Genomic DNA, 24,366 nt, shown 5'->3' on the forward strand with positions numbered 1-24,366 from the left:
GCAGGTTTCGGGGAGCAGGCAGGCGCGCCAGAATGTCATTTATGGGTGCCGTGCTCGTGATCACTCAGTTTTTCGAATGGAGCTCACCATTCAATCTAAAGGTATTTCAACACTAAGACATGAATACGATGACCAGAATTGGCCCATAGTTGGCATGACAAGCCTGCTTCAGGGTTTTCTTTCACTGCACTGTGGACGAAGTTACTATAAAAAATTATAGTAACTTTCCGACCACTTCCCTACACTGTCGTTGCTGCATGCGAGACACGGGGAGAATTGGCGGTCAACGGACAGTTAGCGTTCGCGTCATCTTCACAATTTGCCGCCCGCGACTGCGTGCCCTGTAATTTTTCAGCGGTTTCACTTGCGCTGAGAGGCATGCCCAACAAATATCCTTGTGCTTCCTGGCACCCCAGTTCGTGCAAAGTGTCGCGCACCGAAGTGCTTTCCACCCCCTCGGCAACGACGCTCAATTGCAGGCTTTCCGCCAATCTGATGATGGCCGAAACCATGCGGTGAGCGCCGCTATCGGTATCGACGTTGAAAACGAAGGAGCGATCGATCTTGAGCTTGTCGAACGGCAACATTCGCAGATGTTGAATCGACGAAAAGCCTGTTCCGAAGTCGTCAAGTGCCAGCGAAATTCCCTGATTTTTGAGCGATTCGATGATCCGTTTTGCTGCCACCGGATCGGAAATCAAAGCGTTTTCGGTGATCTCCAGGCAGATGCGCCGAGCAGGGAAACCCTGTCGCGTGAGGACCGCCAAGATTCTTTCCGACAGCCACGGGTCGCGAAACTGGATTGGTGACAAGTTGATAGCAATGGTAAGCTCGGGCGGCCAACTCCTCGCATCTCTGCAGACCTGCTCCAGCAGTTGCAGCATCAAGTCGTCGATCAGGCCGCATTCCTCGATAACCGGGATAAAGCGGCTTGGTTCGACGATAGTACCATCAGGACGTTTCCACCGGGCCAGCATTTCGAACCCGACGATGCATCCCGAGGACAGGTTCACGAGCGGCTGGTAGTAAGGTTCGAAGGCCTTGGTGCCAAAATCGGCGCGCATTTCCCGCTCAAGCGCCGCGCGATCAACAAGCGCTTCTCCCATTCGCGGCTCGAAAAAGCTGTGACATGATCGACCACGCGATTTCGCGTCGTACAACGCGATGTCCGCGTGTTGCATGAGCCCTTCGCGGCTCGTCGCGTCGACCGGAAAGCAGGAGATGCCGATACTGGCGCTGATATAGTGCAAGAACCGGTCGATCGGAAACGATGCTGCCATCTCGAGAACTAGCCGATCTGCCATCGCACTCGCATCATCATTGCCATCTCCGAGGACGTGAAGTGTCACGGCAAACTCGTCGCCGCCAAGGCGGTAGACATGGCCTGCAGGCTCGACGAGGCCCTGGAGACGCGAGGCAACCGCCTTCAGAAGGTGGTCTCCTGCGCCATGCCCGTATGCATCGTTCACGCCCTTGAAAAGGTCGAGGTCGAGCATGAAAAGATACAATTGCGCTTGCGGTTCCGGACTACTGAAAAACGTATCAAGATGCTCGCTGAGCGCCCGCCTGTTTGCCAAATTAGTCAGCGCATCTTCGTATGCGAGCTTCTGCGCCGCGAGCTCCGCGGCCTGCGCGCGCTTCTGCTCGGCGAGCATCTCAGCGCGAGACTCGAGCACTTGCTTAAAACTTGCGTGGTTCGTGGCCAATGTCCGCAAGATCAGTATGGCAACGATTAGGAAGTTCGCACCGACGCTAAACAGCGACCAATCCGATGCTATGAACAGTCGGGCTGTGACCGGCATCACACCGAACAGCAATACCATATATCCAGCGCTCGGCAGTGCCTGGAGGCAGAAGCAGCAGCTAATCGCCCCTACAAATACGTAGAGCGAGATCGATACGCTGCGGATGGGCTCAGCCTCGGAGAAGAGGAGCGATCCCCAGACACCGAAAACAATGCTTAGCAGCGTAGCTGTTATTATAGTGCCGCGAAGATAGCGTCGAATCTGCTGGGGCTGCGCAACGACCGATCGGCGTCGAACCCAAAGGAGCGCTCTGGCAATGATTGCAATTGATAATAGGATCGGGATGCCAAAGCTCATTCCGAACGGCACGTCGCGAAACGACTCTATGCCAAGGAATAGGACGTTGATGAACATCAACGCGTACATCAACGGTATCTGCCGACGTAGCGCGCCATATTGCTCGAGCAGAAACGCGTCTGACGCCGGTAGCCGGCGCACTCTCAGTTCAGGTAGCCACTCGAACATCGCCTTGGGATCCCTCAAGCGCTCCCGCTAGCAGAGAAGCGTTCACAACCCATTGACAATCCGGAACAGCTCAACTTCATTTGGTTGCGATCCGCATGCGGAGCGCAGAGCGGCTATTCGCGTCAACGTCCTATCGCCTGGACCAACGCTGACCGAACTGGCGGCCGAAGTCGTCGGTCGCGATCCGATGATCGAAATGGGGTCTACCACGCCGATAGGGCATGTCGGCAACCCATCCGAAGTCGCGGCGGCCGCCGCGTTCCTCGCATCCTCGGATAGCAGCTTTATGACGGGCAGCGAGCTGTTCACGGATGGAGGCGTGGCTCAAATTTAAGGAACTAAGCCAGCGGGCTAAAAGCCCGCTGGCTTCGAATACGGTCCCGTTCAAATCCACAACCTCAAATTCGCGATTACTCTCCTCCGTCAGGCCGACCTCAACCGATCGGTCATCCTTGACCGAGTGCGGACTGGCCATTTTCACGATTTTAAACCTTGGACAGCTACTCTCCTCGCTTGAAGTGGCGCGTGAACCTACATTAACGAATGGCGGGAGTTGGCGACCGGCGACGGTGGTTTGAACGTCCACTTGTGGGTCAAAGCAGCTACGGAGAGCGCTCCGATTGCAGCAATGATTCAATAGGTTTGGAAACATCCGGTCGGTCCGTTTGGACGGCGCGCGCGACTAGGGAGTGAACGTCGTCATCCAGCGATGCGTCATTGACCGGCCGATGAGAAGGGCTTGAGCGACGACGTCTCCGCCCACCAGGGCGGTCAGCACCGCCAGAACGACGTTGCGGAGGACCGGCCACTCCGGCGGCACGTGGCGGGTGCCAGCCATGTCAACGCTGGCCCGCAAAGGCGCGAACGGTGGCAGGGACGCCAACATCGAACGGTGTTGGCGCGAAGCCGAAGCGGCGCGTGAACTTGCTACCGTCCACGATATATGGCCGATCCCATGTGAAGCTGACGTCGGCGACTTCCTTGGCGAAGCGGTAGAAAAGGCCGAGCGGCCGAAGCAGCCCGAGCGGCACGGCCCATACCCGGAGGCGCTCTCCCAGTGTCGCAGCGCCTATTGCGAGCAGCTCGCGTGGAGTGCGTGTTGGTGCACATGGCATGTTCCAGACCTGTCCGAAATCGGCATCGTCGGCATCGAGCAGAGCCACTGCCGCGCGCGCAATGTCAGGCACGTAGGCGAAGTCGTGCAGCGTGGTTGCCGGAACCAGCAGCTGCGCCGGCTTGCCCTTCGCCTGCTCGCCGAATGCCGACGCGCCGAGGTGCGATACGGGGACCCCTGGTCCGTAGAAGTCTGTGCAGCGCAGGGCCGCTACGCGGACGCGGTCCGCGCTTGTTTGCCATATGCGGCTGACATCGGCGAGGGTGGCGCTTTTCCTTCCGGTCGGCGTTAGGGCCATGTCCTCGGTGCGCGCTTCCGTCTTGGCGCCGAGCTGGTAAAGATTGTCGATGAGCACCAGCCGCGCACTGGCGTCGGCACAGCCCTCGACCAGGTTGGTCATCGTCTGCGGCCACACCGTCTTCCATAGACGTGAGTCATAGGCGAAGCCGACTGCGAGCACCGCCTGCGTCGATCCGGCCAGTGCACGTTGCACATCCGCAGCGTCGAGCACGTCGCAAGCCATGTGCTCGACGCCGGCCGGCAGGTCGGCCGGCAGGTTCCGGGTCGCGACCCTGACACGCTCGCCGCGTGCGGCGAGGATCTCGGCGATTGGCCGCCCGACCGCGCCGAAGCCGAATACCGTGATCTGCTGTGTCATCGCTCATTCCTTCTCGTTGGTGAGACGGAGATGGACCAGATGCCGCACCTCGGAAATTGCCGAAGAACGTGCACCTGCTATACGGGAAACGATGAGCGCTGATCTAGACTGGGCTTTATACCGGACGCTGTTGGCGGTTTTGGACGAAGGGTCGCTCTCGGGAGCGGCACGTCGCCTTGCGATCACACAGCCAACGGTGGCGCGTCACGTTGACGCGCTTGAGGCAAAACTTGGTGCGGACCTGTTCCTGCGATCGCAGCGCGGGCTTGAGCCGACCGATCTGGCGCGAACGCTGCGCCCACACGCCGAGGTCATGGCTACCGCCGCCGCTACGCTACTGCGCACCGCCAGCGGCACACCGGGCGCGGTCGAGGGGACGGTGCGGATCAGCGCAAGCGAAGTCATTGGCGTCGAGTACTTGCCGCCGATCCTCGCTCGGCTTCGTCGCGAACATCCCGCGCTGGTGGTCGAGCTCGCCCTTACGGACCGCGTAGATGACCTGCTAGGTCGAGCAGTCGACATCGCTGTGCGCATGACCGAGCCGACCCAGGGCGCGTTGCTGGCGCGGCGACTGCCGCCGGTCGAGCTCGGCTTCCATGCCCATGCCGGCTACCTCGGGAGGGTTGGCACGCCGGCGACCCTCGCAGACCTCTCGCGGTTCGACGTGATCGGCTACGATATGGAGACGCCTGCTCTCCGGACGATGGCGACCCGTTTGACCCCTCTCAACCGACGGGGCTTCGCATTACGGACCGACAGCAATCTGGCGCAGTTCGCAGCTATCCGGGCCGGGTTCGGCATTGGCATCTGTCAGGTCGCGGTCGCGAGACGGGACCCGAAGCTGATGCGCGTACTGCCGAAAATCACGCTGCCGCTGCCACTCTGGATCGTCATGCACGAGGATCTCAAGACGAGTGTGCGGTACCGGGTCGTGTTCGACGCCTTGGCGGTCGGGCTTTCGCGGCTCGACTGACCGAGCTGGCAAAACGGGCGACTGCCTGGCTGGATGCGATCGATGAAGTCCTGCACGCCCCGACTTCGGACCTGCCGCGGCGCGCAATACAGCGCATGCCTTTCCAAGCGTATGTCATAGACACGCGTTTCCCGGCGCTGACGACAGACACCTAGCCTCGGCCCGGCTCTTTGCACCAACGGTGCCGCTGCGCGTCACTATGCAACGTCAAATGGCCGTTGTGCCGAGATGAACGAGTGTCTGAAGGTGGGAGGCACCAATAGAGCGCCGAATGGCGGATTATGGGTCGTTTCGGTAGTAAAGCTGACGGTAGGCTCCTGCTAGGTCTAGCCGTCCAGCTAGGCCCGCGACGCACCGCAACCCGGTTTCGTTCGTCTGCCGGGCGGCAGCTAGGCGCGCTTCTGGCGAGCCCAGCTATCGCGCTCGACGAAGATCTTCTGCATCTCTGCCATGTTCTCGGTTCCCCAGGTGCATAGGGGCTCAAGCGCCTGGGCGAGGCTCTGGCCAAGCGGCGTCAGCGTGTAGTCGACGCGTGGCGGCACTTCCTTGTAGTCGTTCCTGCGCAACACGCCGTCCGCTTCCAGCTCCTTCAAATGCTGGATTAGAACCTTGTCGCTCACGTCTCGCACGGCGCGCTTGAGTTCGCCGTAGCGCGTCGGTCCGCGCAACAGGAAATACAGGATGAGCGGTTTCCATTTGCCGGAAATGATCTTGAGCGTCGCGTCGAGGCCACAGGTGAAGGCTGGCGCAACGGGAGCGGGATCGGCACAGAGGGGGGCGAGCTTTTCGGCCATTTTAGATACTTACCAAAAGGTGCATACTTGCCGCTAGGTAGGCAGAGGTCCAACTACATGCAACCAGGAACTGGAGGCATGTATGAACCGACTAGAAGGCAAGACTGCGATCATCACCGGCGGCGGCACGGGCATTGGCCTGGCTTCGGCGAAGCGCTTTATCGAAGAAGGCGCATTCGTCTATATCTTCGGTCGAAGGCAGGAGAAACTGGACGCGGCAGTAGCCACACTCGGTGCGAACGCGCGCGCGGTGGTGGGATCGGTCACCGATTCCGGCGATCTCGACCGGCTGTTCGATACGGTGAAGCAGGAGCGCGGCGCGCTCGATATTTTGTTCGCCAATGCAGGAACCGGCGCGCTGCTGCCGCTTACCGCGATCACGCCTGAGCATTATGACGAGACCTTCGACATCAACGTGAAGGGCACAATCTTCACGGTGCAGAAGGGCTTAAAGCTAATGGGCCAGGGTGGTTCGGTTATCCTAACCGGATCGACCACCGGCGTGATGGGAACGCCAGCGTTTAGCATCTACAGCGCCTCGAAGGCTGCTGTTCGCAACCTCGCGCGCAGCTGGGCGCAGGATCTGCGCGGTACGGGTATTCGCGTCAACGTCCTATCGCCTGGACCAACGTTGACCGACCTGGCGGCCGAAGTCGTCGGCCGCGACGCGATGATCGAGATGGGGGCCACCACACCGATCGGGCATGTCGGCGACCCATCCGAAGTCGCAGCGGCCGCTGCGTTTCTCGCATCGTCGGATAGCAGCTTCATGACGGGCAGCGAGCTGTTCACGGACGGAGGTTTGGCTCAGATTTGAGGAACTAAGCCAGCGGGCGTAAAGCCCGCTGGCTTCGAATGCGGTGCCGGTCAAATCCACAAGCTCAAACTCGCGATCACCCTCCTCCGTCAGGCCTATCACGACCCGAGCGAGTGATCCTTGACCGAGTGCGGACTGGCCACTTTCTCGATTTTAGACCTCGGACAGCTGCTTTTCCTCGCTGGAAGTGGCCCGTGGACCCACATTAGCGAATGGCTGGAGTTGGCGTGCGGCGACGGTGGTTTAAACGTCCACTTTTGGGTCGACGCAGTCGGCGGGGTCGCGTCATCACCTTGAGAAAAATTGCTAATGCGTAACTGGGAAATTGATCGCCGATGAGTCTTGAGCGTGACGACGTTGCCCGGAACTGCCACCAGAGACCGCTACCGCGGGACCGGAACGATCGATGCTAATTCAGCTTGAAAAACGACCTCGATTTAACCTGCTGGAGGGGCGCACGCCGATCCAGCGCTTGACCAGACTGGAACAGGCACTCGGCTGCGGGGGCTGCCCTCCGATCTACGTTAAGCGCGACGACCTCATGGGCATCGGTGGGGGCGGCAACAAGCTCAGGAAACTGGAGTTCCTGATCGGCGAGGCGCTGGACCAAGGCTGCGATACGTTCATCACCACAGGCGCGCGACAATCGAACCATGCCCGATTAAGCGCGGCCGCCGCAGCGTGCGCCGGGCTCTCTTGCGAGCTGATCCTAACCGATACCGTTGCGCGCGACGACGAAGCCTACCGGCGCAATGGCAATGTGCTGCTCGATGATCTGTTCGGCTCAACCGTCCTTCGACGACCAGCCGATGTTGATGCTTTAGTCGTCGCTCAGGAGCGTGCTGTGGACCTTTTCGCCGAGGGGCGCCGCGCCTATGTCGTCGGCTCTGGTGGCTCTTCGCCGCTCGGCTGCCTTGGCTACGCTGTGTGCGCAGAGGAGATAATGGCTCAGGAGCAGGAACTCGGGCTTCGCTTCAATCGGATCATCGTGCCGAACGGTAGCTCTGGCACGCACGCCGGCTTGGCCGCGGGGATGAAGGCGGCCGGAGACGAGCCCTGCCGGATTGAATCGTTCACCGTCCTTGCCCCAATCGAAAAGGCGCGGGCAGTCACCACCGAACTTGCCGTGCGGACCCTGGCGCTCATCGATCCGGCTAGAGAGTTCGTCGAAGGCGACATCGTCGTGACGGACGGCCAACTCGGCGAGGGGTACGGCGTGCCGACCGACGCGATGTTCGAAGCGGTACGACTGGCTGCCCGGTCGGAAGGCCTGCTGCTCGATCCGGTCTATGGCGGAAAGGCTTTTGCGGGCCTCATTGCTGCCATCCGGGAAGGTAGGTGGCGCAATGAGGAACCAGTGTTGTTCGTAATGACCGGCGGCTTGCCAGGCCTATTCGCATACGAGCCGGCATTTCGGTGCGATTAGTCCCGCTGACCCTTAGACAACATCGAGCGTCTCACCTGAACGAATGTCCGAACTTAGGGCGCGGTGAGGGCGGGCTGAGCGGCCACAATTGGGTCTTCAGACCAAAAGCTGCCTATCGGGTCCCCACAGATACTGCCGATCAATGCCAAGCCGGCTAACTTCTGGAGGTATTAGGTTGGCTAGAAAAATATGGGACACATGCGTATCTGGAAGAGGTTCGATGCCGCAGCGGCTACCGACGGCAGGCCTCCAAAGCGTTTCCGCGTTTGTGCTTCAAACCCGATCTACGAAAAGGGAGTGGGGCCATCATGAGGGGCCACAAATTTTGCTGCGGCGCAGCATCTATTGGAAAATCAACTAGTTAGAGCAGCGTTGCGATTCCCTTCACCCGCTCCAATTCCAGCCACGCCGCCATCCTCTCCAGTTCGCCCTCCAGCCGCTCGCGCGTCTGCGGCGGCGCGTTTGGCTCGAGATGGATGCTTTGGGCGAGCAGGCGACCATTCTGGCGGTCGGCCTTGAGATCGACGCGGGCGACCAGCGCATCGTCGAGCAGCAACGGCAGCACGTAATAGCCGTGCACGCGCTTTTCGGCCGGCACATAGATTTCGATGCGGTAATGGAAGCCGAACAGGCGCTCGGCGCGGTCGCGTTCCCAGATCAGCGGGTCGAACGGGGCGAGTAAGGCCGCCCCCTCGATGCGGCGCGGGCGGCGAGCGTCGCGGTGGAGATAGGCGGTCTTAGGCCAGCCGGTGATCCGCGTCGGCAGCAAAATGCCGTGCTCGACCAGTTCGGTAATGGCCGTGCGCGTTTCGACCACGCCCAGGCGGAAGTAATCGCGCAAGTCGGTTTCGGTGGCCACGCCCATCGCGGTGGCGGCACGCTCGACCAAGGCACGATGCGCATCCTCCTCCGACGGCGTCGGCAGCGCCAGGATGTGCGGCGGGATCACCCGTTCGGTCAGGTCGTAGACGCGCTCGAAGCTGCGTCGCCTGGTCGCGGTGGTGATATGGCCGGCCCAGAACAGCCATTCGAGCGCGCGCTTGGTTTCGCCCCAGGCCCACCAGCCGGTGCTGCTCTTGCCGTGCTCGAAATCGGAGGCGGCGAGCGGCCCGTCCGTGCGAATGCGCTCGAGGATCGCTTGCGCTTCGGCGCGGCCCTCGCTGGCGTAGCGGCGCATCGCTGCCCAGCCATAGTCGCCGCGATCGGCCCGCGCCATGCGCCAGCGCAGCAGCGCAGCAGCGGATGCAGATCGAGCGGCAGCAAGGAGGCTTCATGCGCCCAATATTCGAACAGGCGGCGCTCGCTCTTGCGGCCCCAGGCGGCACGGTCGAGCAGGGTTCGGTCATAGCTGCCGAGGCGCGAGAAAGCGGGCAGGTAATGCGCGCGGGACAGGACGTTGACGCTGTCGATCTGGTGCAGTGAGAGCCGCTCGACGGTGCGGCGCATCTGGCCCTGATCGACGCGCGTCGGATGCGGCTGGCCGAAGCCCTGCGCGGCGAGCGCGATGCGCCGCGCCTGGGGCAAGGATAGCGTGTCGCTCAGGACTGGTCGCCGCGATAGGCGGCGCGATCGGCGGCATGGGCGTACTCCTCGGCCGCGCGCCGCTCGGCCGGGTTCTTGAACGCCACCGCCGGATCGGGCGCGTCGCCGAGCGCATGGAGCAGCGACCAAAGCGCGAAGCGGCGGCCGGGCTCCCGCTCGGTGCCGAACGCCGTGCCGAGCTTTTCCACACCGAGCTCGAACCCGGCATCGTCGAGCGTGGTCAGGTCGCTGGTGCCGAAATAATGCTGCAGCAGGATATCCAACTCCACCTTATGCAAGCTCCTCACCGGCCAGTGTTTCGGTATCGATCTGCGCCTGCATCGCTGCCGCATAGCGCGCGCCGCGGATCGCGCCGGGCGCAAAGATCGCGTCGATCTTCGTGAACACATCGTCCGGCAAGGTCATCGTGGCCGCGGCAACGTCTTCCTCGAGATGGCGGATGCTGCGCGTGCCGGGGATCGGAATGACATGCTCGCCCTGGGCCAGCGTCCAGGCGATCGACAATTGGGCCGGCGTCATGCCGTACGCGGCGGCGAGCGCGTCATAGGCGTCGACCGCTTGCAGATTATGCGACAGGTTCGGCTCGGTGAAGCGCGGCATCTGGGCGCGGATATCGTGCTCCGCATACTCTGCCTTGCGCACCGCGCCGGCGAGCAGGCCGCGCGCGACGGGGGAAAAGGCGACGAAGGCGATGCCGAGCTCTTTGCACGTGTCGAGCACGGCGACGTCCGGATTGCGCACGACGGGCGAATATTCGCTCTGCACCGCGGCGATCGGGTGCACGGCGTGGGCGCGGCGGATCGTCGCGGCGGACATTTCCGACAGGCCGATGGCACCGATCTTGCCGGCTTCCTTGAGCTGCACCAACGCGCCGACCGAATCCTCGATCGGCACGCGTTTGTCGAGCCGGTGAAGATAGACGAGCGCGATATGATCGGCGCCGAGCCGATCGAGCGAGCCTTCGACCGTGCGGGCGATCGCCTCGGGCGCGCCGTTCAGCGAGCGCTTGCCGTCGACGAAATCGAGCACGCATTTGGTGGTGAGCGTGACCGGCTCGCTACGGGTCCGCAGCGCCTTGGCGACGAGGCGTTCGTTGTGGCCAAGGCCGTAGAGCGCGGCGGTATCGAACAGCGTGATGCCGAGATCGACCGCGCGGTGCAGCAGCGCAATCGCCTCCGCCTCCTCGGGGGGCACGCCGTACGCGTGGTTGAGGTTCATGCAGCCGAGGCCGATCGACGAGACCGTGTAGGGGCCGAGCGCGCGGGTGGGGAGGATGGTCATGTGCGTGGCCTAATGGTTGGCGGCAGGAGCGGCAAGATGAGGTGACGCTGGGGCCGCGCGACTATCAAAATCCTCCCCCGCCAGGGGGAGGTGTCAGGCGGAGCCTGACGGAGGGGGAGGTAAGCGGTTCGCTCAGTTGGAGAGGACGCCGTGTACCGCCCCCTCCGTCGCCTTCGGCGCCACCTCCCCCTGGCGGGGGAGGATGAAACGGTGGCTCGATCGAATGGTGATACTCAATCGAAATGCACCGCCGGCGCCTCGACCTTCTCGCCCTGGGCCGGCGGCTTGGGCCGTTTGAGCAGCAATACCAATGGGATCGCCGCCATGGTCAGGATCATCATGAACTTGAAGTCGTCGAGATAGGCGATCATCGCCGCTTGCTGATTGACGATCTGATCGGCCATGGCCAGCGCCGCATCGGCGCTGCTGCCAAAGGCCGAGCCGACCAGCGGATCGGCCGCGGTGAGGCCGGCCGCCGAAATATGGCTACCCAGTTCGGCGTGGTTGGTCTGCAGGTTGCGCGCGAGCAGCACGGTGACCGCGGAAATGCCCACCGACCCGCCGATGTTGCGCGACAGGTTCATCAGGCTGGCGCCTTCGGTGCGCTGGTGCGCCGGCAGCGTGCCGAACGCCATGATGTTCAGCGGAATGAAGATCATTCCCAGCCCGATACCCTGCACCAGCCCGGTGACGATGAACGGCGTGGAGCCCATTTCGATCGTCCAGCCGGTCATGTCCCACAGCGAATAGGTGCAGATCAGCAGCCCGGTGCCGACCAGGATGCGCGGATCGAAGCCCTGCTTCATCAGCCGCCCCGCCACCGCCATGCTGGCGACGATGCCGATGCCGCGCGGCATCAACAGGATACCGGTCTCCAGCACCGGATAGCCGAACAGGCTCTGCAGCATCGGCGGCAGCAGGGCGAGCGAGGCAGTCATCAGCACGCCGATCACGATCATGAAGCCGATGCCCGTCGCCAGGTTGCGATTGGCGAACAGGCTGCGCTCGAACATCGGGTTCTTGCCGGTGAACAGATGCACGCCGAACATCCACGCCGCGCACAATGCGATCATACCTTCGATGCGCACTTCCCATGAATCGAACCAGTCGTTGGTCTGGCCGCGATCCAGCATCAGCTGGAACACGCTGATGGCGATGGCCAGCATCGCGAAACCGAACAGATCGAACTGGCGCAAGCGGATCTCGCGCGACGGCAGCAAGGTCCACAGGATCGCGAAGGTCACGATTCCCACCGGCACGTTGACGTAGAAGCACCAGCGCCAATCGTAATTGTCGGTCAGCCAGCCGCCGATCACCGGCCCCAGGATCGGCCCGACCATCACCCCCATGCCCCAGATCGACATCGCCCCGGCCTGTTTGGAGGGCGGGTTGATATCCATCATCACCGTCTGGCTGAGCGGGTTCATGAACGCGGCGGCGATGCCCTGCAGCACGCGGAACAGCACCATCTCGGGCAGGTTGGTGGCGAGACCACAGAGCATCGAGGCGAGCACGAAGCCGACCACGGCATAGAGGAACAGGTTGCGGCTGCCGATCCGATCGGACAGCCAGCCGGTCATCGGAATGGCCACGGCGGAGGCGACGATATAGCTGGTCAGCACCCAGGTGATGGTGTCGGCGGTGGCGCTGAGCGAAGCCTGCATGTGCGGCAATGCGACGTTGGCGATCGTGGAATCGAGGATCTGCATGATCGTCGCGGCCATCACGCCGATGGTAAGCAATGGGCGATTGCTGGTGTGGAGCGCGGCGCGCTCCTCGGCCGGCGCCGCCGCTTCGGTCGATTCGATCTCGGCGAGCGGATCGACGCCGTCCGCGGTATTAGCGCTTGCCATGATCGCGCACGTCGATCGTCACGTCGGCGGAGAGGCCGGCGATCAGCGGGCGGGGCGATGCCTCGTCGATGGCGATGCGCACCGGCACACGCTGCGTTACCTTGACCCAATTGCCGGTCGCGTTCTGTGCCGGTAGCACGGAGAATTCCGAGCCCGTGCCCGCGCCGATCGACTGGACATGGCCCTTGAGCTTGAGGCCCTTATAGGCGTCGAACGTCACTTCGGCCGGCTGTCCGACGCGCATCTGGTTGAGATCGGTTTCCTTGAAATTGGCCTCGACCCAGGAGCGGTTGCTCTTGACGATCGACACCGCCGGCAGCCCCGTGACCATCATCTGCCCGACCTGCAGCCGATCCGACTGGCTGATCGTGCCGCCATAAGGCGCATAGACGGCGGTGCGGGTGAGATCGAGCGCGGCCTTGGCGCGCTGCACCTGCGCCGCGGCGATCGCCGGCGACACGGTGCTGCCGCCAGTGGCGAGCTTCGCGCGCGCTTCGGCCTCGCCCGCCTGCGCATTGCCCAGCGCCGCGCGCGCCTGTTGCAGGCTATGCTCGGCCTGTTCCAGCCGCGCGCGGGTGGTAAAGCCCTGCTTCATCAGCGCGGTCTGGCGGTCATAATCCTGCTTGGCGGCGAGGATCTGATCCTGCGCGGCCTGGATATCCGCGCCCTTGCCCTGATAGCTCGACTGCAGCGCGCCGATATCGACCCGGGCATTGGCAATCGCCGCATCCGCCTGTTGCACGGCGATGCGATAGGGATCGGGATCGATGCGGAACAGCAGGTCGCCCGCCTTGACCGTCTCGTTCTCGCGCACCGCTACCTGGACGATACGGCCGGCAACGTCGGATGATACCGACACCTTGTCCTGCGACACATAGGCATTGTCGGTGGAGACGAAGCGACCCGCGGTGAACCACAGATAGGCGGCGACGGCGATGACCAGTAGCGGCACGCTGAGCATCAGCGCGGTGCGGCCCCAACGGCGATTGGGAGCGGGGTCGGGCGCCACCATCGGCTCGGCGATCAGCGTCTTCTGGGGGTCGGCATCAGCCATGGTCGGCCTCGCTAGTATCGATTGCGGTGAGGTTTTGGCGGATGTGCTGCAGCGTATCCGAGAACAAGGTGCGCGTCGGTGCGTCGATCCCGTCCAGCGCATCGACGAACAGATCGTCGGCGATGGCGTGAAGCTGGTCGAGCAAGGGCCGCGACTTATCGGTCAGGAAGATGCGCCACGCGCGGCGATCGGCGGGATCGCGCCGCCGCTCGACATGGCCGGCTTCCTCGAGCCGATCGATCATGCGGCACAAGGTGATCGGTTCGACCTCCAGCCGCTCGGCCAGGCCGCCCTGGTTGATGCCCTCGACCCGGCTGAGCGTGGTCAGCACGCGCCACTGCGCGCGCGTAACGCCGATCAGCCGGGCGCGCTCGTCGAACCGGCGCCGCATCAGGCGCGATACATCGCTGATCAGGAAGCCGATATTTTCCATTGCCGGGCACATAGTAAGCATGCTCAGGTTTGGCAACGCATCAGCAACATTTGGGTATATTCTGCGACCAATCTGCGAGTTAGTCTCAATAGCGTTGACAATGAGACTGACTCGCAATAGCCGGCAGCGCGAGACTAGAGGGGGAATTCCATTGCGCACCGACACTATCAGCCGTCGTACAGCGACGGCACCGGCCTTCCTGGCACTGTCCTGTGTCGGCGCCTTCATGACCGCACCGGCCATGGCGGCGCCATCGGACGGCCCGACGGTGGCGGCCGAGGACCCGGCGCATGAGCGCGACGAGATCATCGTCAACGGTGCGCGCGAGAAATCAGTCGAAAGCCCCAAGGCGACCCGCCCGCTGCTCGATACGCCGCAGACCATCACGGTCATCGGCGACCAGACGATCCGCAAGCAGAACCTGCTGACGCTGCGCGATGCACTGCAGACCATTCCGGGCATCACCTTCGGCGCGGGCGAAGGCGGCGGCGGTTATGGCGACAGCATCAACCTGCGCGGCTATTCGGCCAATAACGACATCACCATCGATGGCGTACGCGACAGCGCGCAATATAGCCGCAGTGAAACGTTCAACCTGCAGCAGATCGAAGTGTATAACGGCGCGAACAGCGTGTTTGGCGGGGCCGGCTCGGTCGGCGGGACGATCAATCTCGTCACCAAGGTGCCGCAGCGGGAGAATCTGACGATCGTCCAAGCCGGTGTCGGCACGGACGATTATTATCGCGCGACGGTCGACAGCAATGTGCGCGTCAGCGACCTCGTCGCGGTGCGCCTCAACGGCGTGTATCATCGCAACGACGTGCCCGGCCGCGACGTCGAACAGAATAAGCGCTGGGCTGTGGCGCCGTCGCTGACCATTGGCGTGGACAGCCCGACCAACCTGGTGCTGCAGTATCTGCACCAGAAGGACGACAATATCCCGGTTTACGGCGTGCCGTTTTACGTAAACGCCACTTATGGCGGGCCGCTGCCCGGCGTCGATGACAGCAATTATTACGGCATCGCCAATCTCGATAAGCAGGACAGTGTGGTCGATCAGGCGACCGTCCGCTTCACGCACGCATTCAGCGACAAGGTGTCGATCCGTAATCTGACCCGGTGGCAGCGTGTCGGCCAGGATTCGACCACCAGTGCGCCGCAGGGGGTGTTCTGCTTGGCCAACAATCGCACGCCGGCCGGCGCGGCGTGCACGGCGTCGTTTACCTCGCCGGTGCTATATGATGGCGTGCTGCGGGCCGCGACGACCGCGGCGCCGTTCGTCGTGACGGTGCAGCCGGGCTTTTTCCTGGGCAATGGCCCGCGCGGCTTCGTTCGCAATCAGGAAAATCAACTGCTTTACAACCAGACAGATCTGCGCGCCGTGTTCGACACGGCCGGGATGGAGCACACGCTGGTGGTCGGCGTGTCGCTGGCGCAGGAAGACTATCGTATCGAAACCGGCAACCTGCTGCGCACCGCGACCGGCGTTTCGGTGGTTGCGGCGCCGATCAACATCGGCGATGCCGACACCACCTATAGCGGGCCGGTCAACTTCATCCGGTCGGGCCAGTCGCAGGGCGACAGCAGCAATATTGCGGCCTATCTGTTCGATACGATCAAGATCGTGCCGCAGCTCGAAGCCAGCGTCGGCTTGCGTTACGAACATGCCAAGGGCCGGTTCCGCGCCGATACGTATGCGACCACGGTCGGTGCGACGCTCGGCACCTATACCCGTGGGTCCGATCAGTTCAGCGACGAAAAGCTGTTCTCGTATCGCTTTGGGCTGAACTTCAAGCCAGTGGAGACGGTGAGCCTGTACGCCGCCTATGGCAATTCGACCACGCCGACCTCGGCCACGGTGCGCTTGGGCTGCGGTACGCTGGTCACCGCGCCCTCTGGGTCGCTCGATCCGTGCGACGTGCAGCCGGAAAAGGCGGTCAATTACGAGATCGGCGCCAAGGCCGATCTGTTCGGCCGCAAGCTGCAGCTGACCGCCGCGGTGTTCCGCAACGATCGCACCAATTATCGCGTCGCCACCAACGACCCGATCGTGGCGACGCTGCCGGTGACCGACGGTCGCTCGCGCGTCGATGGCGTCGCGCTTGGCGCGAGCGGCAACATCACCAAGGCATGGAGCATTTTCGCCAACTACACCTATCTCGACGGCGAGATATTGCAGAGCGTGTCGAACTATTGCCTGGCCAATCCCGGACCACGCGCGACATCGCCCGTGACCAATCCGTGCGGCAACTCGGCCGCCATTCCCGATCCGCAGGCCGGGCAACGACTGAACAACACGCCGCGGCATTCAGGCAGCTTGTTCACCACCTACACTTTGCCCTTCGGCCTGCAGATCGGCTATGGCCTGACCTATCAGGGCAGCTTCACGCTCAATAACAGTGCGCTGGCGACGCCGCTGGCGCCAACCACGGCGCTGACTCCGATATTCCGCACCGACGACTATCTGACGCACCGCGCCTTCCTGTCCTATCCGGTGACGCCGGGCCTGACCGCGCAGGTCAACGTGCAGAACCTCACCAACACCCGCTACTTCACCGGCATCCGCAACAATGGCTGGGCAGTGCCGGGTGAAGATCGCTCGGCGGTGTTCAGCTTGTACTACAGCTTCTGACCAAACCAGCGCGATCGGGCTGGCATGCGTCGTCCGATCGCGCCACACTGATACCATGACTCGGAAGCTTCATAAATGCTGACCGCCATTCCCGACGTGCTGGATGCGGCCGCGGTGACGCGGTTGCGCGCGATCATCGATGGCGCCGATTGGGTCGATGGCAATGTCACCTCGGGCGCGCAGAGCGCACTGGCCAAGCGCAACGAACAATTGCCCGAGGAAAGCCCGGAGGCGCGCGCGGCGGGCAATATGGTGCTCGAGGCGATCGGCCGCTCGCCTTTGTTCGTCGCCGCCGCCTTGCCGGCAAAAGTGTTCCCGCCGTTGTTCAACCGCTATGCCGGGGGGCAGGCGTTCGGCACGCATATCGACAATTCCATCCGCCTGCAGCGCGGCAGCGATTTCCGCATCCGCAGCGATCTCTCGGCGACGTTGTTCCTCGAGCCGCCGGAGAGTTACGATGGCGGCGAGCTGGTGATCGAGGATACGTTCGGCGTGCAATCGATCAAGCTGCCCGCGGGGCATTTGCTGCTTTATCCAGCCTCCAGCCTGCACCGCGTCGAGCCGGTGACGCGCGGCACGCGGACCGCCTCGTTCTTCTGGATCCAATCGATGGTGCGCGACGATGGCGCCCGTCGCATCCTGTTCGATCTCGATTCGGCGGTGCAGCGCGTCGCGCTGGCGCAAGGGCAGGGCGATGCCGCGGTGGTGCAACTGACCGGCGTGTATCACAATCTGCTGCGGCGATGGGCCGAGGTCTGAAGCGCGCGGCCGCGGCGCTGGCGTTAGTTGCCGACGCGGCGCCCGCGGAGACGACGGCGTTCGACGCGATACCCAGCGTGACGGTGGCCTATTACGATGTCGCCGGCACCGACCAATCGACCATCCGCGCCGCGCTGCTCAAGCAGCGACCGACCGACCCCAACGATGGTGTGCGCGTTGATGCGCTGACGCGGACGCAATTGCGCTGGTCGTGGCCGCTGACCAAGAAGGGTTGCCGGCTGCGCCAGGCCAGCATCTCGTTCAGCGCGATCGTGATTCTGCCGCGACTGACCGATTGGACGGGAGTACCGGAAAGCCTTCGGACGGTCTGGGCCGCCTATATCGCGCGGCTCGAGGCGCATGAACTGACGCACCTGCGCTTCGGTTATGATGGGCGCCTGGAGGTGTTGGCGGCGATCAGGGCGGCAACGTGTGCGACGGCCGATGCTGCCGCCAAGGCGGCGCTGGCGGCGATCCAGCAGCGCGACATCGCCTTCGATCGTGCGACGGACCATGGTGATCGCGATGCAGAACCTCTTTCCCCGGCGAAGGTCGGGGCCCAGTCGGGAGACCGCGATTACATGGCGGTGCGCGTCGTTACTCCTACCATCGCTACTGGGCCCCGGCCTCCGCCGGGGAAAGCGCTCTTCTTTGGTGTACCAATTGTTTCGCCCCCGCGCACCTTTCCCCCAAGTCGTGCGTTCGGCGGGCAATGAAGAATGTGTGGTTCATCACCAATCCGTCGTCGGGATCGACCAGCGCGACCAAGTGCGACGCGATCGAGGCGGTGTTGGCCGAGCGCGGGCTGTCGCTCGTCGGGCGCACGGCCTTTCCGGCGGATGCCTTGCCCGATCCCGCGGCGCTCGATGCCGCAGGCGTGGATACGGCCGTGCTGTTCGCCGGCGACGGCACGGTCAATGCCGCGGTCTGTGCGCTGGCCGAGTGGGGCGGGGCGATCCTGATCCTGCCCGGCGGGACGATGAACCTGCTTGCCAAGACGCTGCACGGCAATGCCGACGCCGCCGCGATCATCCATGCCGCGCATCTCGGCGGTGCGACGGTGACGCTGCCGTTCGTCGAGGCGGGGTCGCATCGCGGGCTGGTCGGCGTGATCCTGGGGCCGGCGGCAAGCTGGGTGCGGGCGCGCGAATTGGTGCGCGCGGGGCGGGTGCGTGGGCTGCTGCGGGCGATGCGCCATGCCTGGGCCAAGACGTTCACCCGCGGTATCCGGCTTGAGGGGGTGCGGGGGCTGCGCCATCGCCAGCAGGCGATCTTCGTCATGCCGGACGACGGCAAGCTCGATCTGCGCGGCGTGGATGCGCGCGCATGGCGCTCGATCGTGTCGTTGGGGTGGGACTGGCTGACTGGCGACTGGGTCGCCTCGCCGGCGGTGACGCAGGTGCATGTCGCGTCGTTTCGCGTGGCGGGACGCAAGCCGACTTTGGCCCTGTTCGATGGCGAGCCGGTAATGCTCGATCCCGCCGTGACGATCACCGGCGGCACCACCGCCAAAATGTTTATACGCACCAAAGAGGATGCTGCATGATCCGGCTGTTCCACGTCAGCGACGTGCATTTCGGGCGGGAGAATCGCGACGCCGTGGCCTGGTTCGAGGAAGTGGTTCACGCCGAACAGCCCGACGCCGTGATCATGACCGGCGATCTGACGATGCGCGCCAAGAGCGCTGAGTTCGATGCTGGCCTGGCCTGGTTGCAGCGGCTCGGCGTGCCCGTGACGGTGGAGGTGGGCAATCACGATCTGCCGCTGTTCAATCCGCTGCGGCGCTTCCTGCGGCCTTATCATCGCTATCACAAGGTCGAACGGCTGGTGGAAAAGCCGCTCGATCTGCCCGGCGTGGTGATCGTGCCGCTGGTCACCACGGCACGCTTCCAGTGGCGGCTCGATTGGTCGAAAGGCTATGTCGCCACCCGCAATCTGGAACAGACGCTGGCCTTGGTCGAGGCCGCGCCCAAGGATGCGCTGGTGTTCGTCGCCTGCCATCATCCGCTGATCGAGGCGGACACCCAGGCGACGTCCGAGACGCGCCACGGCGAGCAGGCTTTTGCCGCGCTGGCCGCGGCCGGGGCCAAGGCGGTGATGACCGGCCATGTCCACGACGCCTTCGACATCATGCACGAAGTCGGTGGGCACAAGATGCGCATGATCGGCGCCGGCACGCTTTCGGAACGCACGCGCGCGCAGCCGCCGTCGTTCAACGAGATCCGTATCGAGAGCGGCCAGTTCGACGTGGTGCTGCGCAATTACGGGCCCAAGGCGGACGTGGTGCTGCCAAAGGAAACCGCCCCGGCGTGAGGCCGCCTTGGCGTCGCTAGCGCAGCCACCTTATCATCTGCGGGAAGGCTGCTACGCCGTCGGCTGCGGCGGTCGTGGCATCGCGCGCCATGCCGAACCATTGCAGCAGCGGAACAGCAAGATAATGGCCCGCCGCAAACTGCTCGGCTAGATGCGCCCCGCCGCCCGCATAGCCATGATCGTGAAACACGATCCGCGGATCGATCCCGATTGCCAGCGCCGCGGCATAGGACCAGGCGATCGCCGCCATTTCCTCGCCGCCATCTGATGACACCTCGCTGAGGGTCGGTCGCAATGCCGGATCGGTGACGGCAATGTGCCCCGCCTCATGCAACAGGTCGCCGGGATGGGTTAGGCGCGCAAGATCGACGATCAGCGCGCCATTCCGGATTGCCATGGCGGGGAGGAAGGTATCGCCGGGGATCGCTTCCAGCACCACCGGGATCCCGATGCGATCGAGGAAGGCTGAAATTTCGCGTGTGACCCGATCCATGGATAGCGATCATAGCAAGCGACTTAAAAACGAAAAAGGCGGCCCGTTGCCGGACCGCCCTTTCGTAACTCCTGGCGGAGGCCACGCCGTCAGACGAAAACGACTTTGTCGTTTCCGCTGCCCGCCGTGGCCAGTCCTTGGATTGCTTGCGCAATCCAAGGCGGCCCGCACTTTAGCGCTTCGAGAACTGGAAGCTCTTGCGCGCCTTGGCCTTGCCGTACTTCTTACGCTCGACCGTGCGGCTGTCGCGGGTCAGGAACCCGGCGGCCTTGACCGCAGCACGCAGCACCGGCTCATACTTGGTCAGCGCCTGGCTGATGCCATGCTTGACCGCGCCGGCCTGGCCCGAAAGGCCACCACCCTTGACGGTGCAGATCACGTCGTACGCGCCGTCACGCTCGGCAATGCCGAACGGCTGGTTGATCACCAGACGCAGCGTCGGGCGGGCGAAATACACTTCCTGATCGCGGCCATTGACCGTGATCTTGCCCGAACCCGGCTTGATCCACACGCGAGCGACCGCGTCCTTACGACGACCGGTGGCATAGGCGCGGCCCTGCTTGTCGATGATCTGCTCGCGCAGCGGCATTGGCTCGCGCTCGATCACCGGTGCCGACGGTGCGTATTCGTCACCGGCGAGGACCGGCGTGCTGACGCCGTTATTCTGCGTGGCCGGCTCCTGGTTGGTCAGGCCGGCGAGGTCGGAAAGCGACTGGCGGTTGTCGGACATTATGCGCCCACCTTGTTCTTGCGGTTCATGCTGCCGATGTCGAGGACCTGCGGGTCCTGGGCTTCGTGCGGATGCTCGGTGCCGGCGAAGACGCGCAGGTTGCGCATCTGGTCACGACCCAAAGGACCGCGCGGGATCATCCGCTCGATCGCCTTTTCGATGATCCGCTCGGGGAAGCGTCCCTCGAGGATCTTGCCCGCGGCCACGCCCTTGATGCCGCCCGGATAGCCGGTGTGGCGATAATAGATCTTGTCCTTGAGCTTGTTGCCCGTGAACCGAACCTTGTCGGCGTTGATGATGATGACATTGTCACCGCAATCGACGTGCGGGGTGTAGCTCGGCTTGTGCTTGCCGCGCAGGATGTTCGCGACGATCGAGGCCATGCGGCCGACGACCAGCCCATCGGCATCGATAATATGCCATTTCTTCTCCACCTCGTACGGCTTGGCCGACTTGGTGGTCTTCATCAGCGCCTTCATGGCAGACCTTCCAGTGTTAAACGATAACGCGCCGCCAGTTGCCGGGCGGCGCGAATGACCGTGCTAATGATCGCGGGGGGCTGCGAAGTCAAGCTTTGCGCGGGTTTGCTGACGGGTATTATGATACCATGGCGTTCTCACCTCCCGTCATCCCCGCGAAAGCGGGGATGACGCTGCCTTTGCGCCGGCGTACTGCAGAAGTAGGAGAAGCGGGATCCCCGCTTTCGCGGGGATGACGGAGTTAGCGGTTGTGATGGCCCACCTGATGCGCCGCCACCGTCACCGCGATCAGCAGCAGCGCCGCATTCACCTGGTGCGCCACGGCAACCGCGATCTGCACGCCGGTCATCAGCGTGGCGATGCCGAGCACGATCTGCAGCACCACCAAAGTAATGATCGCATGGCCCGGCCCCTTGCTGCCGACCCGCGACGATCGCACCGCCAGCCAGATCACCGCCGCCGCCGCGGCGAACGCGGTCCAGCGGTGGACGAACTGCACGACGATCGGATTGTCGATTGCGTTGCGCGTGACCGACCAGCCATCATGCCAACCACCCGCCGGGAACCACGCATCCCCCATCAGCGGCCAGCTCGAAAAGGCATAGCCGGCGTCGAGCCCGGCGGTGAACGCGCCCAGGATGATCTGCACGAACAGGACGAGCAGGGCGAGGGTCGCGACGGCGCGGAGCCCGGCCGGCCGCGCGGCGCGGTCACGGTGAAGCGCGCGCAGGTCGAGCGCGGTCCACACCGTGCCGGCGAGCGTCACCAACGCGGTGGTCAGATGCGTGGCAAGCCGGAGGTGGCTGACATCGGTCCGCTCGCTAAGCCCCGATTTGACCATCCACCAGCCGATCGCGCCCTGCAGCGCGCCCAGCGCCAAGATCGCCACCAGCCGCCAGCCATAGCCGCGCGGAATCTGCCGCCGCAGCGCGAACCATAAGAGCGGCAGCGCGAACACCAGCCCGATCACCCGCGCGAGCACGCGGTGCAGATATTCCCAGAAGAAGATCGCCTTGAACCCGGCCAGCGTCATCCCGCTGTTGATCTGGGTATATTCAGGGATCTGCTGGTAGGCGGCGAACTCGGCCTGCCACTGCGCGTCGTTGAGCGGCGGGATGATGCCGCTGATCGGCTTCCACTCGGTGATCGACAGCCCGGATTCGGTCAGTCGCGTGATCCCGCCGACCGCGACGATCGCCAGGATCATGGCGGCGACGACGAACAGCCAGAGGGAGATGGCGCGCGGGCGGGCGGTGTCGGCGGGGGTGGTGGCCTGAAGCATGTCGCGTCTCTACTTGAGCGTCGCCAACCAGTCCATGATGGCCGCTTGCAGCGCGATGCGATGATCCGACCAGCCGTGATCGGTGGCGACGTGCCGGGTCTTCACTTGACTGCCGCCAGCCTGGCGGACCGTGGCGACGAGCGCGTCCATACCCGGGGCCAGCCCGTCGTCCGAGGTCAGCACCAGCAATCGGGCCTTGGCCAGCGCGGGCGCATCGGCCTTCAGCGCGAAATCGGCCTGGTGGGCGATCACCTCGTCGGCCATCTCCGCTGCCGTGGCGGCCAGTGTCTCGCGATTGTCGGTCATCAGGTCCAGCACTGCCGCGCGGGTCTGCGTGCCGATCGTACCGATATCGGCGGCGGAGATCAGCGCGGCGCCCAGCAATCGGGGATCGCGCGCGATCGTCTTGGCCGCGACCCAGCCGCCCATGCTGTGCCCGATAATCGCGATCCGCGCCGGATCGGCACCGGTGCTGGCGGCATTCTTGCGCACCCAGGCAATCACCGCTGCCGCGTCGTCGGGATTGTGGGCGAAGCGGAACGTGCCCGGGCTGCCCCACGAGCCGCGATAGTTGAACGTCACCGCGATCCAGCCGGCGCGGCGCAGCGCTTGCGCCAGATCGAGATTCTTCTCGTTGCCGGGCAGGCCGTGCGCAATGATCGCCACCGGATGCGGCCCCGCGCCGCTCGGCCGATAGGCGATGCCGTTGATCTCGACGCCACCGCTCGGCACGTGCAGCACGGTCATGCCGGCAGGATGCGCCGTGTCTGGGGCCGGGTCCGCGTAGATCGCCGCCGGTGTGTGTTGCGCCGGCAGCGCCGCCGGGGTGGCAAGGAGGGCGGCAAACAGGGGCAGGGTGGAGCGCATCGTTTGTCCTCGGCAAGGTAGCGGTGACATTATCCCCCCGGTCGTTCTTACGAAAGCGCGATCCTGCTGGTGGCGAGGCAGCCTCATTGGCTTTCGCGAAACCCGCACGAAAAATCATCACATGATATATTGTAACCCGCGGCTGCCAGTGGCATATAGCGGCCACGATGACGACGCAGTTCCGCACCACCCCGCTCGGCTGGATCGAGTCGCATGCCGATCGCCTGGCGATCGGGCTTTCCGGCCTGTGCATGGTGCACTGCCTGACCAGCGCGGTGTTGCTGGCGTTGCTGTCGACCGCGGGCGGGATGCTGCTCAATCCGATCTTTCACGAAATCGGGCTGACGATTGCGATCGGCTTCGGTATCATTGCGCTTGGTCGCGGCATCGCCTCGCACGGCTATATGATGCCGGCCTCGGTCGGTGCGCTCGGGCTTGGCATCATGGCGGGCGCGATGTCGTTGCCGCACGATGGCAGCGGGCTGGAGACGATCTGGACTTTGGTCGGGGTCGGTCTGCTCGCGTTGGGCCATGATCTGAACCGTCGCGCCACCTACTGATAGTCGAATGTAGTGCTCCTGCGCACGCAGGAGCCC

Annotated in this window: 26 protein-coding genes; 11 read left to right on the top strand and 15 right to left on the bottom strand. The window is 63.8% G+C overall.

The window, feature by feature from the left end; all coding sequences use genetic code 11:
* Nucleotides 1-239: 239 nt before the first annotated feature.
* Nucleotides 240-2,270, bottom strand: a complete 2,031-nt coding sequence (locus U1739_RS20145; RefSeq protein ID WP_332710403.1) for a putative bifunctional diguanylate cyclase/phosphodiesterase — start codon at nt 2,268-2,270, stop codon at nt 240-242.
* Nucleotides 2,271-2,322: 52 nt separating this feature from the next.
* On the opposite strand from U1739_RS20145, the gene U1739_RS20150 reads away from it, so the two are divergent.
* The gene (locus tag U1739_RS20150; protein WP_332710404.1) at nt 2,323-2,604 is read left to right on the top strand and encodes an SDR family oxidoreductase; all 282 of its coding nucleotides are present in this window, start codon (nt 2,323-2,325) and stop codon (nt 2,602-2,604) included.
* A 348-nt stretch (nt 2,605-2,952) separates the two neighbouring features.
* Here the strand turns inward: U1739_RS20150 and U1739_RS20155 are convergent, their stop codons facing one another.
* Both U1739_RS20155 and U1739_RS20160 read right to left on the bottom strand, forming a co-directional pair.
* A complete protein-coding gene (locus U1739_RS20155) occupies nt 2,953-3,108 on the bottom strand; it encodes a hypothetical protein (RefSeq protein WP_332710405.1) in 156 nt (51 codons plus the stop codon).
* 1 nt (nt 3,109) lies between these two features.
* Nucleotides 3,110-4,042, bottom strand: a complete 933-nt coding sequence (locus U1739_RS20160; protein WP_332710406.1) for an NAD-dependent epimerase/dehydratase family protein — start codon at nt 4,040-4,042, stop codon at nt 3,110-3,112.
* 91 nt (nt 4,043-4,133) lie between these two features.
* Between U1739_RS20160 and U1739_RS20165 the strand changes: the two genes are divergently transcribed.
* The gene (locus U1739_RS20165; RefSeq protein WP_332710407.1) at nt 4,134-5,015 is read left to right on the top strand and encodes a LysR family transcriptional regulator; all 882 of its coding nucleotides are present in this window, start codon (nt 4,134-4,136) and stop codon (nt 5,013-5,015) included.
* Nucleotides 5,016-5,404: 389 nt separating this feature from the next.
* On the opposite strand, the gene U1739_RS20170 is transcribed toward U1739_RS20165, so the two are convergent.
* The gene (locus U1739_RS20170) at nt 5,405-5,809 is read right to left on the bottom strand and encodes a winged helix-turn-helix transcriptional regulator (protein ID WP_332710408.1); all 405 of its coding nucleotides are present in this window, start codon (nt 5,807-5,809) and stop codon (nt 5,405-5,407) included.
* Nucleotides 5,810-5,891: 82 nt separating this feature from the next.
* Between U1739_RS20170 and U1739_RS20175 the strand changes: the two genes are divergently transcribed.
* On the top strand, nt 5,892-6,626 hold the full coding sequence (locus tag U1739_RS20175; protein ID WP_332710409.1) for an SDR family NAD(P)-dependent oxidoreductase: 735 nt from the start codon (nt 5,892-5,894) through the stop codon (nt 6,624-6,626).
* A gap of 406 nt (nt 6,627-7,032) precedes the next feature.
* Nucleotides 7,033-8,052, top strand: coding sequence for a D-cysteine desulfhydrase family protein (locus U1739_RS20180; RefSeq protein WP_332710410.1), 1,020 nt, complete (start codon nt 7,033-7,035; stop codon nt 8,050-8,052).
* A gap of 361 nt (nt 8,053-8,413) precedes the next feature.
* Here U1739_RS20180 and U1739_RS20185 read toward each other — a convergent pair whose 3' ends face one another.
* Complete coding sequence (locus tag U1739_RS20185) at nt 8,414-9,268, bottom strand: winged helix-turn-helix domain-containing protein (RefSeq protein WP_332710411.1); 855 nt, start codon at nt 9,266-9,268, stop codon at nt 8,414-8,416.
* 56 nt (nt 9,269-9,324) lie between these two features.
* Between U1739_RS20185 and U1739_RS20190 the strand changes: the two genes are divergently transcribed.
* Entirely contained in the window at nt 9,325-9,474 is a 150-nt protein-coding gene (locus U1739_RS20190; protein WP_332710412.1) for a hypothetical protein, read from the top strand.
* Nucleotides 9,475-9,590: 116 nt separating this feature from the next.
* On the opposite strand, the gene U1739_RS20195 is transcribed toward U1739_RS20190, so the two are convergent.
* The 5 genes from U1739_RS20195 to U1739_RS20215 form a co-directional block, all read right to left on the bottom strand.
* Entirely contained in the window at nt 9,591-9,863 is a 273-nt protein-coding gene (locus tag U1739_RS20195) for a hypothetical protein (RefSeq protein WP_332710413.1), read from the bottom strand.
* A 1-nt stretch (nt 9,864) separates the two neighbouring features.
* Nucleotides 9,865-10,875, bottom strand: a complete 1,011-nt coding sequence (locus tag U1739_RS20200) for an aldo/keto reductase (RefSeq protein ID WP_332710414.1) — start codon at nt 10,873-10,875, stop codon at nt 9,865-9,867.
* A 233-nt stretch (nt 10,876-11,108) separates the two neighbouring features.
* Nucleotides 11,109-12,728 carry a DHA2 family efflux MFS transporter permease subunit gene (locus U1739_RS20205; protein WP_332710415.1) on the bottom strand — a complete coding sequence of 540 codons (1,620 nt, stop codon included), beginning with the start codon at nt 12,726-12,728 and terminating at the stop codon, nt 11,109-11,111.
* Nucleotides 12,715-13,782 (bottom strand): HlyD family secretion protein, encoded by a 1,068-nt coding sequence (locus U1739_RS20210; protein WP_332710416.1) that lies wholly within the window; start codon nt 13,780-13,782, stop codon nt 12,715-12,717. Before U1739_RS20210 ends, U1739_RS20205 begins: the two co-directional genes overlap by 14 nt.
* Nucleotides 13,775-14,227, bottom strand: coding sequence for a MarR family winged helix-turn-helix transcriptional regulator (locus U1739_RS20215; protein ID WP_332710417.1), 453 nt, complete (start codon nt 14,225-14,227; stop codon nt 13,775-13,777). Before U1739_RS20215 ends, U1739_RS20210 begins: the two co-directional genes overlap by 8 nt.
* 214 nt (nt 14,228-14,441) lie before the next feature.
* Here U1739_RS20215 and U1739_RS20220 point away from each other — a divergent pair, with 214 nt between their 5' ends.
* From U1739_RS20220 to U1739_RS20240, 5 genes are all read left to right on the top strand, one after another.
* The gene (locus U1739_RS20220; protein WP_332710445.1) at nt 14,442-16,847 is read left to right on the top strand and encodes a TonB-dependent receptor; all 2,406 of its coding nucleotides are present in this window, start codon (nt 14,442-14,444) and stop codon (nt 16,845-16,847) included.
* 75 nt (nt 16,848-16,922) lie between these two features.
* Nucleotides 16,923-17,606 (top strand): Fe2+-dependent dioxygenase, encoded by a 684-nt coding sequence (locus tag U1739_RS20225; RefSeq protein ID WP_332710418.1) that lies wholly within the window; start codon nt 16,923-16,925, stop codon nt 17,604-17,606.
* The gene (locus U1739_RS20230; RefSeq protein WP_332710419.1) at nt 17,591-18,322 is read left to right on the top strand and encodes a DUF922 domain-containing protein; all 732 of its coding nucleotides are present in this window, start codon (nt 17,591-17,593) and stop codon (nt 18,320-18,322) included. The genes U1739_RS20225 and U1739_RS20230 overlap by 16 nt, the downstream gene beginning before the upstream one ends.
* Nucleotides 18,319-19,152, top strand: coding sequence for a diacylglycerol/lipid kinase family protein (locus U1739_RS20235; RefSeq protein ID WP_332710420.1), 834 nt, complete (start codon nt 18,319-18,321; stop codon nt 19,150-19,152). Before U1739_RS20230 ends, U1739_RS20235 begins: the two co-directional genes overlap by 4 nt.
* The gene (locus U1739_RS20240; RefSeq protein WP_332710421.1) at nt 19,149-19,919 is read left to right on the top strand and encodes a metallophosphoesterase family protein; all 771 of its coding nucleotides are present in this window, start codon (nt 19,149-19,151) and stop codon (nt 19,917-19,919) included. Before U1739_RS20235 ends, U1739_RS20240 begins: the two co-directional genes overlap by 4 nt.
* 16 nt (nt 19,920-19,935) lie before the next feature.
* Here U1739_RS20240 and U1739_RS20245 read toward each other — a convergent pair whose 3' ends face one another.
* The 5 genes from U1739_RS20245 to U1739_RS20265 all read right to left on the bottom strand — a co-directional run bounded on the left by U1739_RS20245 (nt 19,936) and on the right by U1739_RS20265 (nt 23,770).
* A complete protein-coding gene (locus U1739_RS20245) occupies nt 19,936-20,412 on the bottom strand; it encodes a hypothetical protein (RefSeq protein ID WP_332710422.1) in 477 nt (158 codons plus the stop codon).
* A gap of 172 nt (nt 20,413-20,584) precedes the next feature.
* Complete coding sequence (rpsI, locus tag U1739_RS20250; RefSeq protein WP_332710423.1) at nt 20,585-21,142, bottom strand: 30S ribosomal protein S9; 558 nt, start codon at nt 21,140-21,142, stop codon at nt 20,585-20,587.
* Nucleotides 21,142-21,621 (bottom strand): 50S ribosomal protein L13, encoded by a 480-nt coding sequence (gene rplM / locus U1739_RS20255; protein WP_261292930.1) that lies wholly within the window; start codon nt 21,619-21,621, stop codon nt 21,142-21,144. The genes rpsI and rplM overlap by 1 nt, the downstream gene beginning before the upstream one ends.
* Nucleotides 21,622-21,862: 241 nt before the next feature.
* Complete coding sequence (locus tag U1739_RS20260) at nt 21,863-22,903, bottom strand: COX15/CtaA family protein (RefSeq protein ID WP_332710424.1); 1,041 nt, start codon at nt 22,901-22,903, stop codon at nt 21,863-21,865.
* Between the two features lie 9 nt (nt 22,904-22,912).
* On the bottom strand, nt 22,913-23,770 hold the full coding sequence (locus tag U1739_RS20265; RefSeq protein WP_332710425.1) for an alpha/beta hydrolase family protein: 858 nt from the start codon (nt 23,768-23,770) through the stop codon (nt 22,913-22,915).
* Between the two features lie 167 nt (nt 23,771-23,937).
* Between U1739_RS20265 and U1739_RS20270 the strand changes: the two genes are divergently transcribed.
* The gene (locus U1739_RS20270) at nt 23,938-24,330 is read left to right on the top strand and encodes a MerC domain-containing protein (RefSeq protein ID WP_332710426.1); all 393 of its coding nucleotides are present in this window, start codon (nt 23,938-23,940) and stop codon (nt 24,328-24,330) included.
* Nucleotides 24,331-24,366: the final 36 nt, after the last annotated feature.

It is taken from the genome of Parasphingomonas puruogangriensis (genome assembly GCF_036663635.1).
Taxonomy (GTDB): Bacteria; Pseudomonadota; Alphaproteobacteria; order Sphingomonadales; family Sphingomonadaceae; genus Sphingomonas.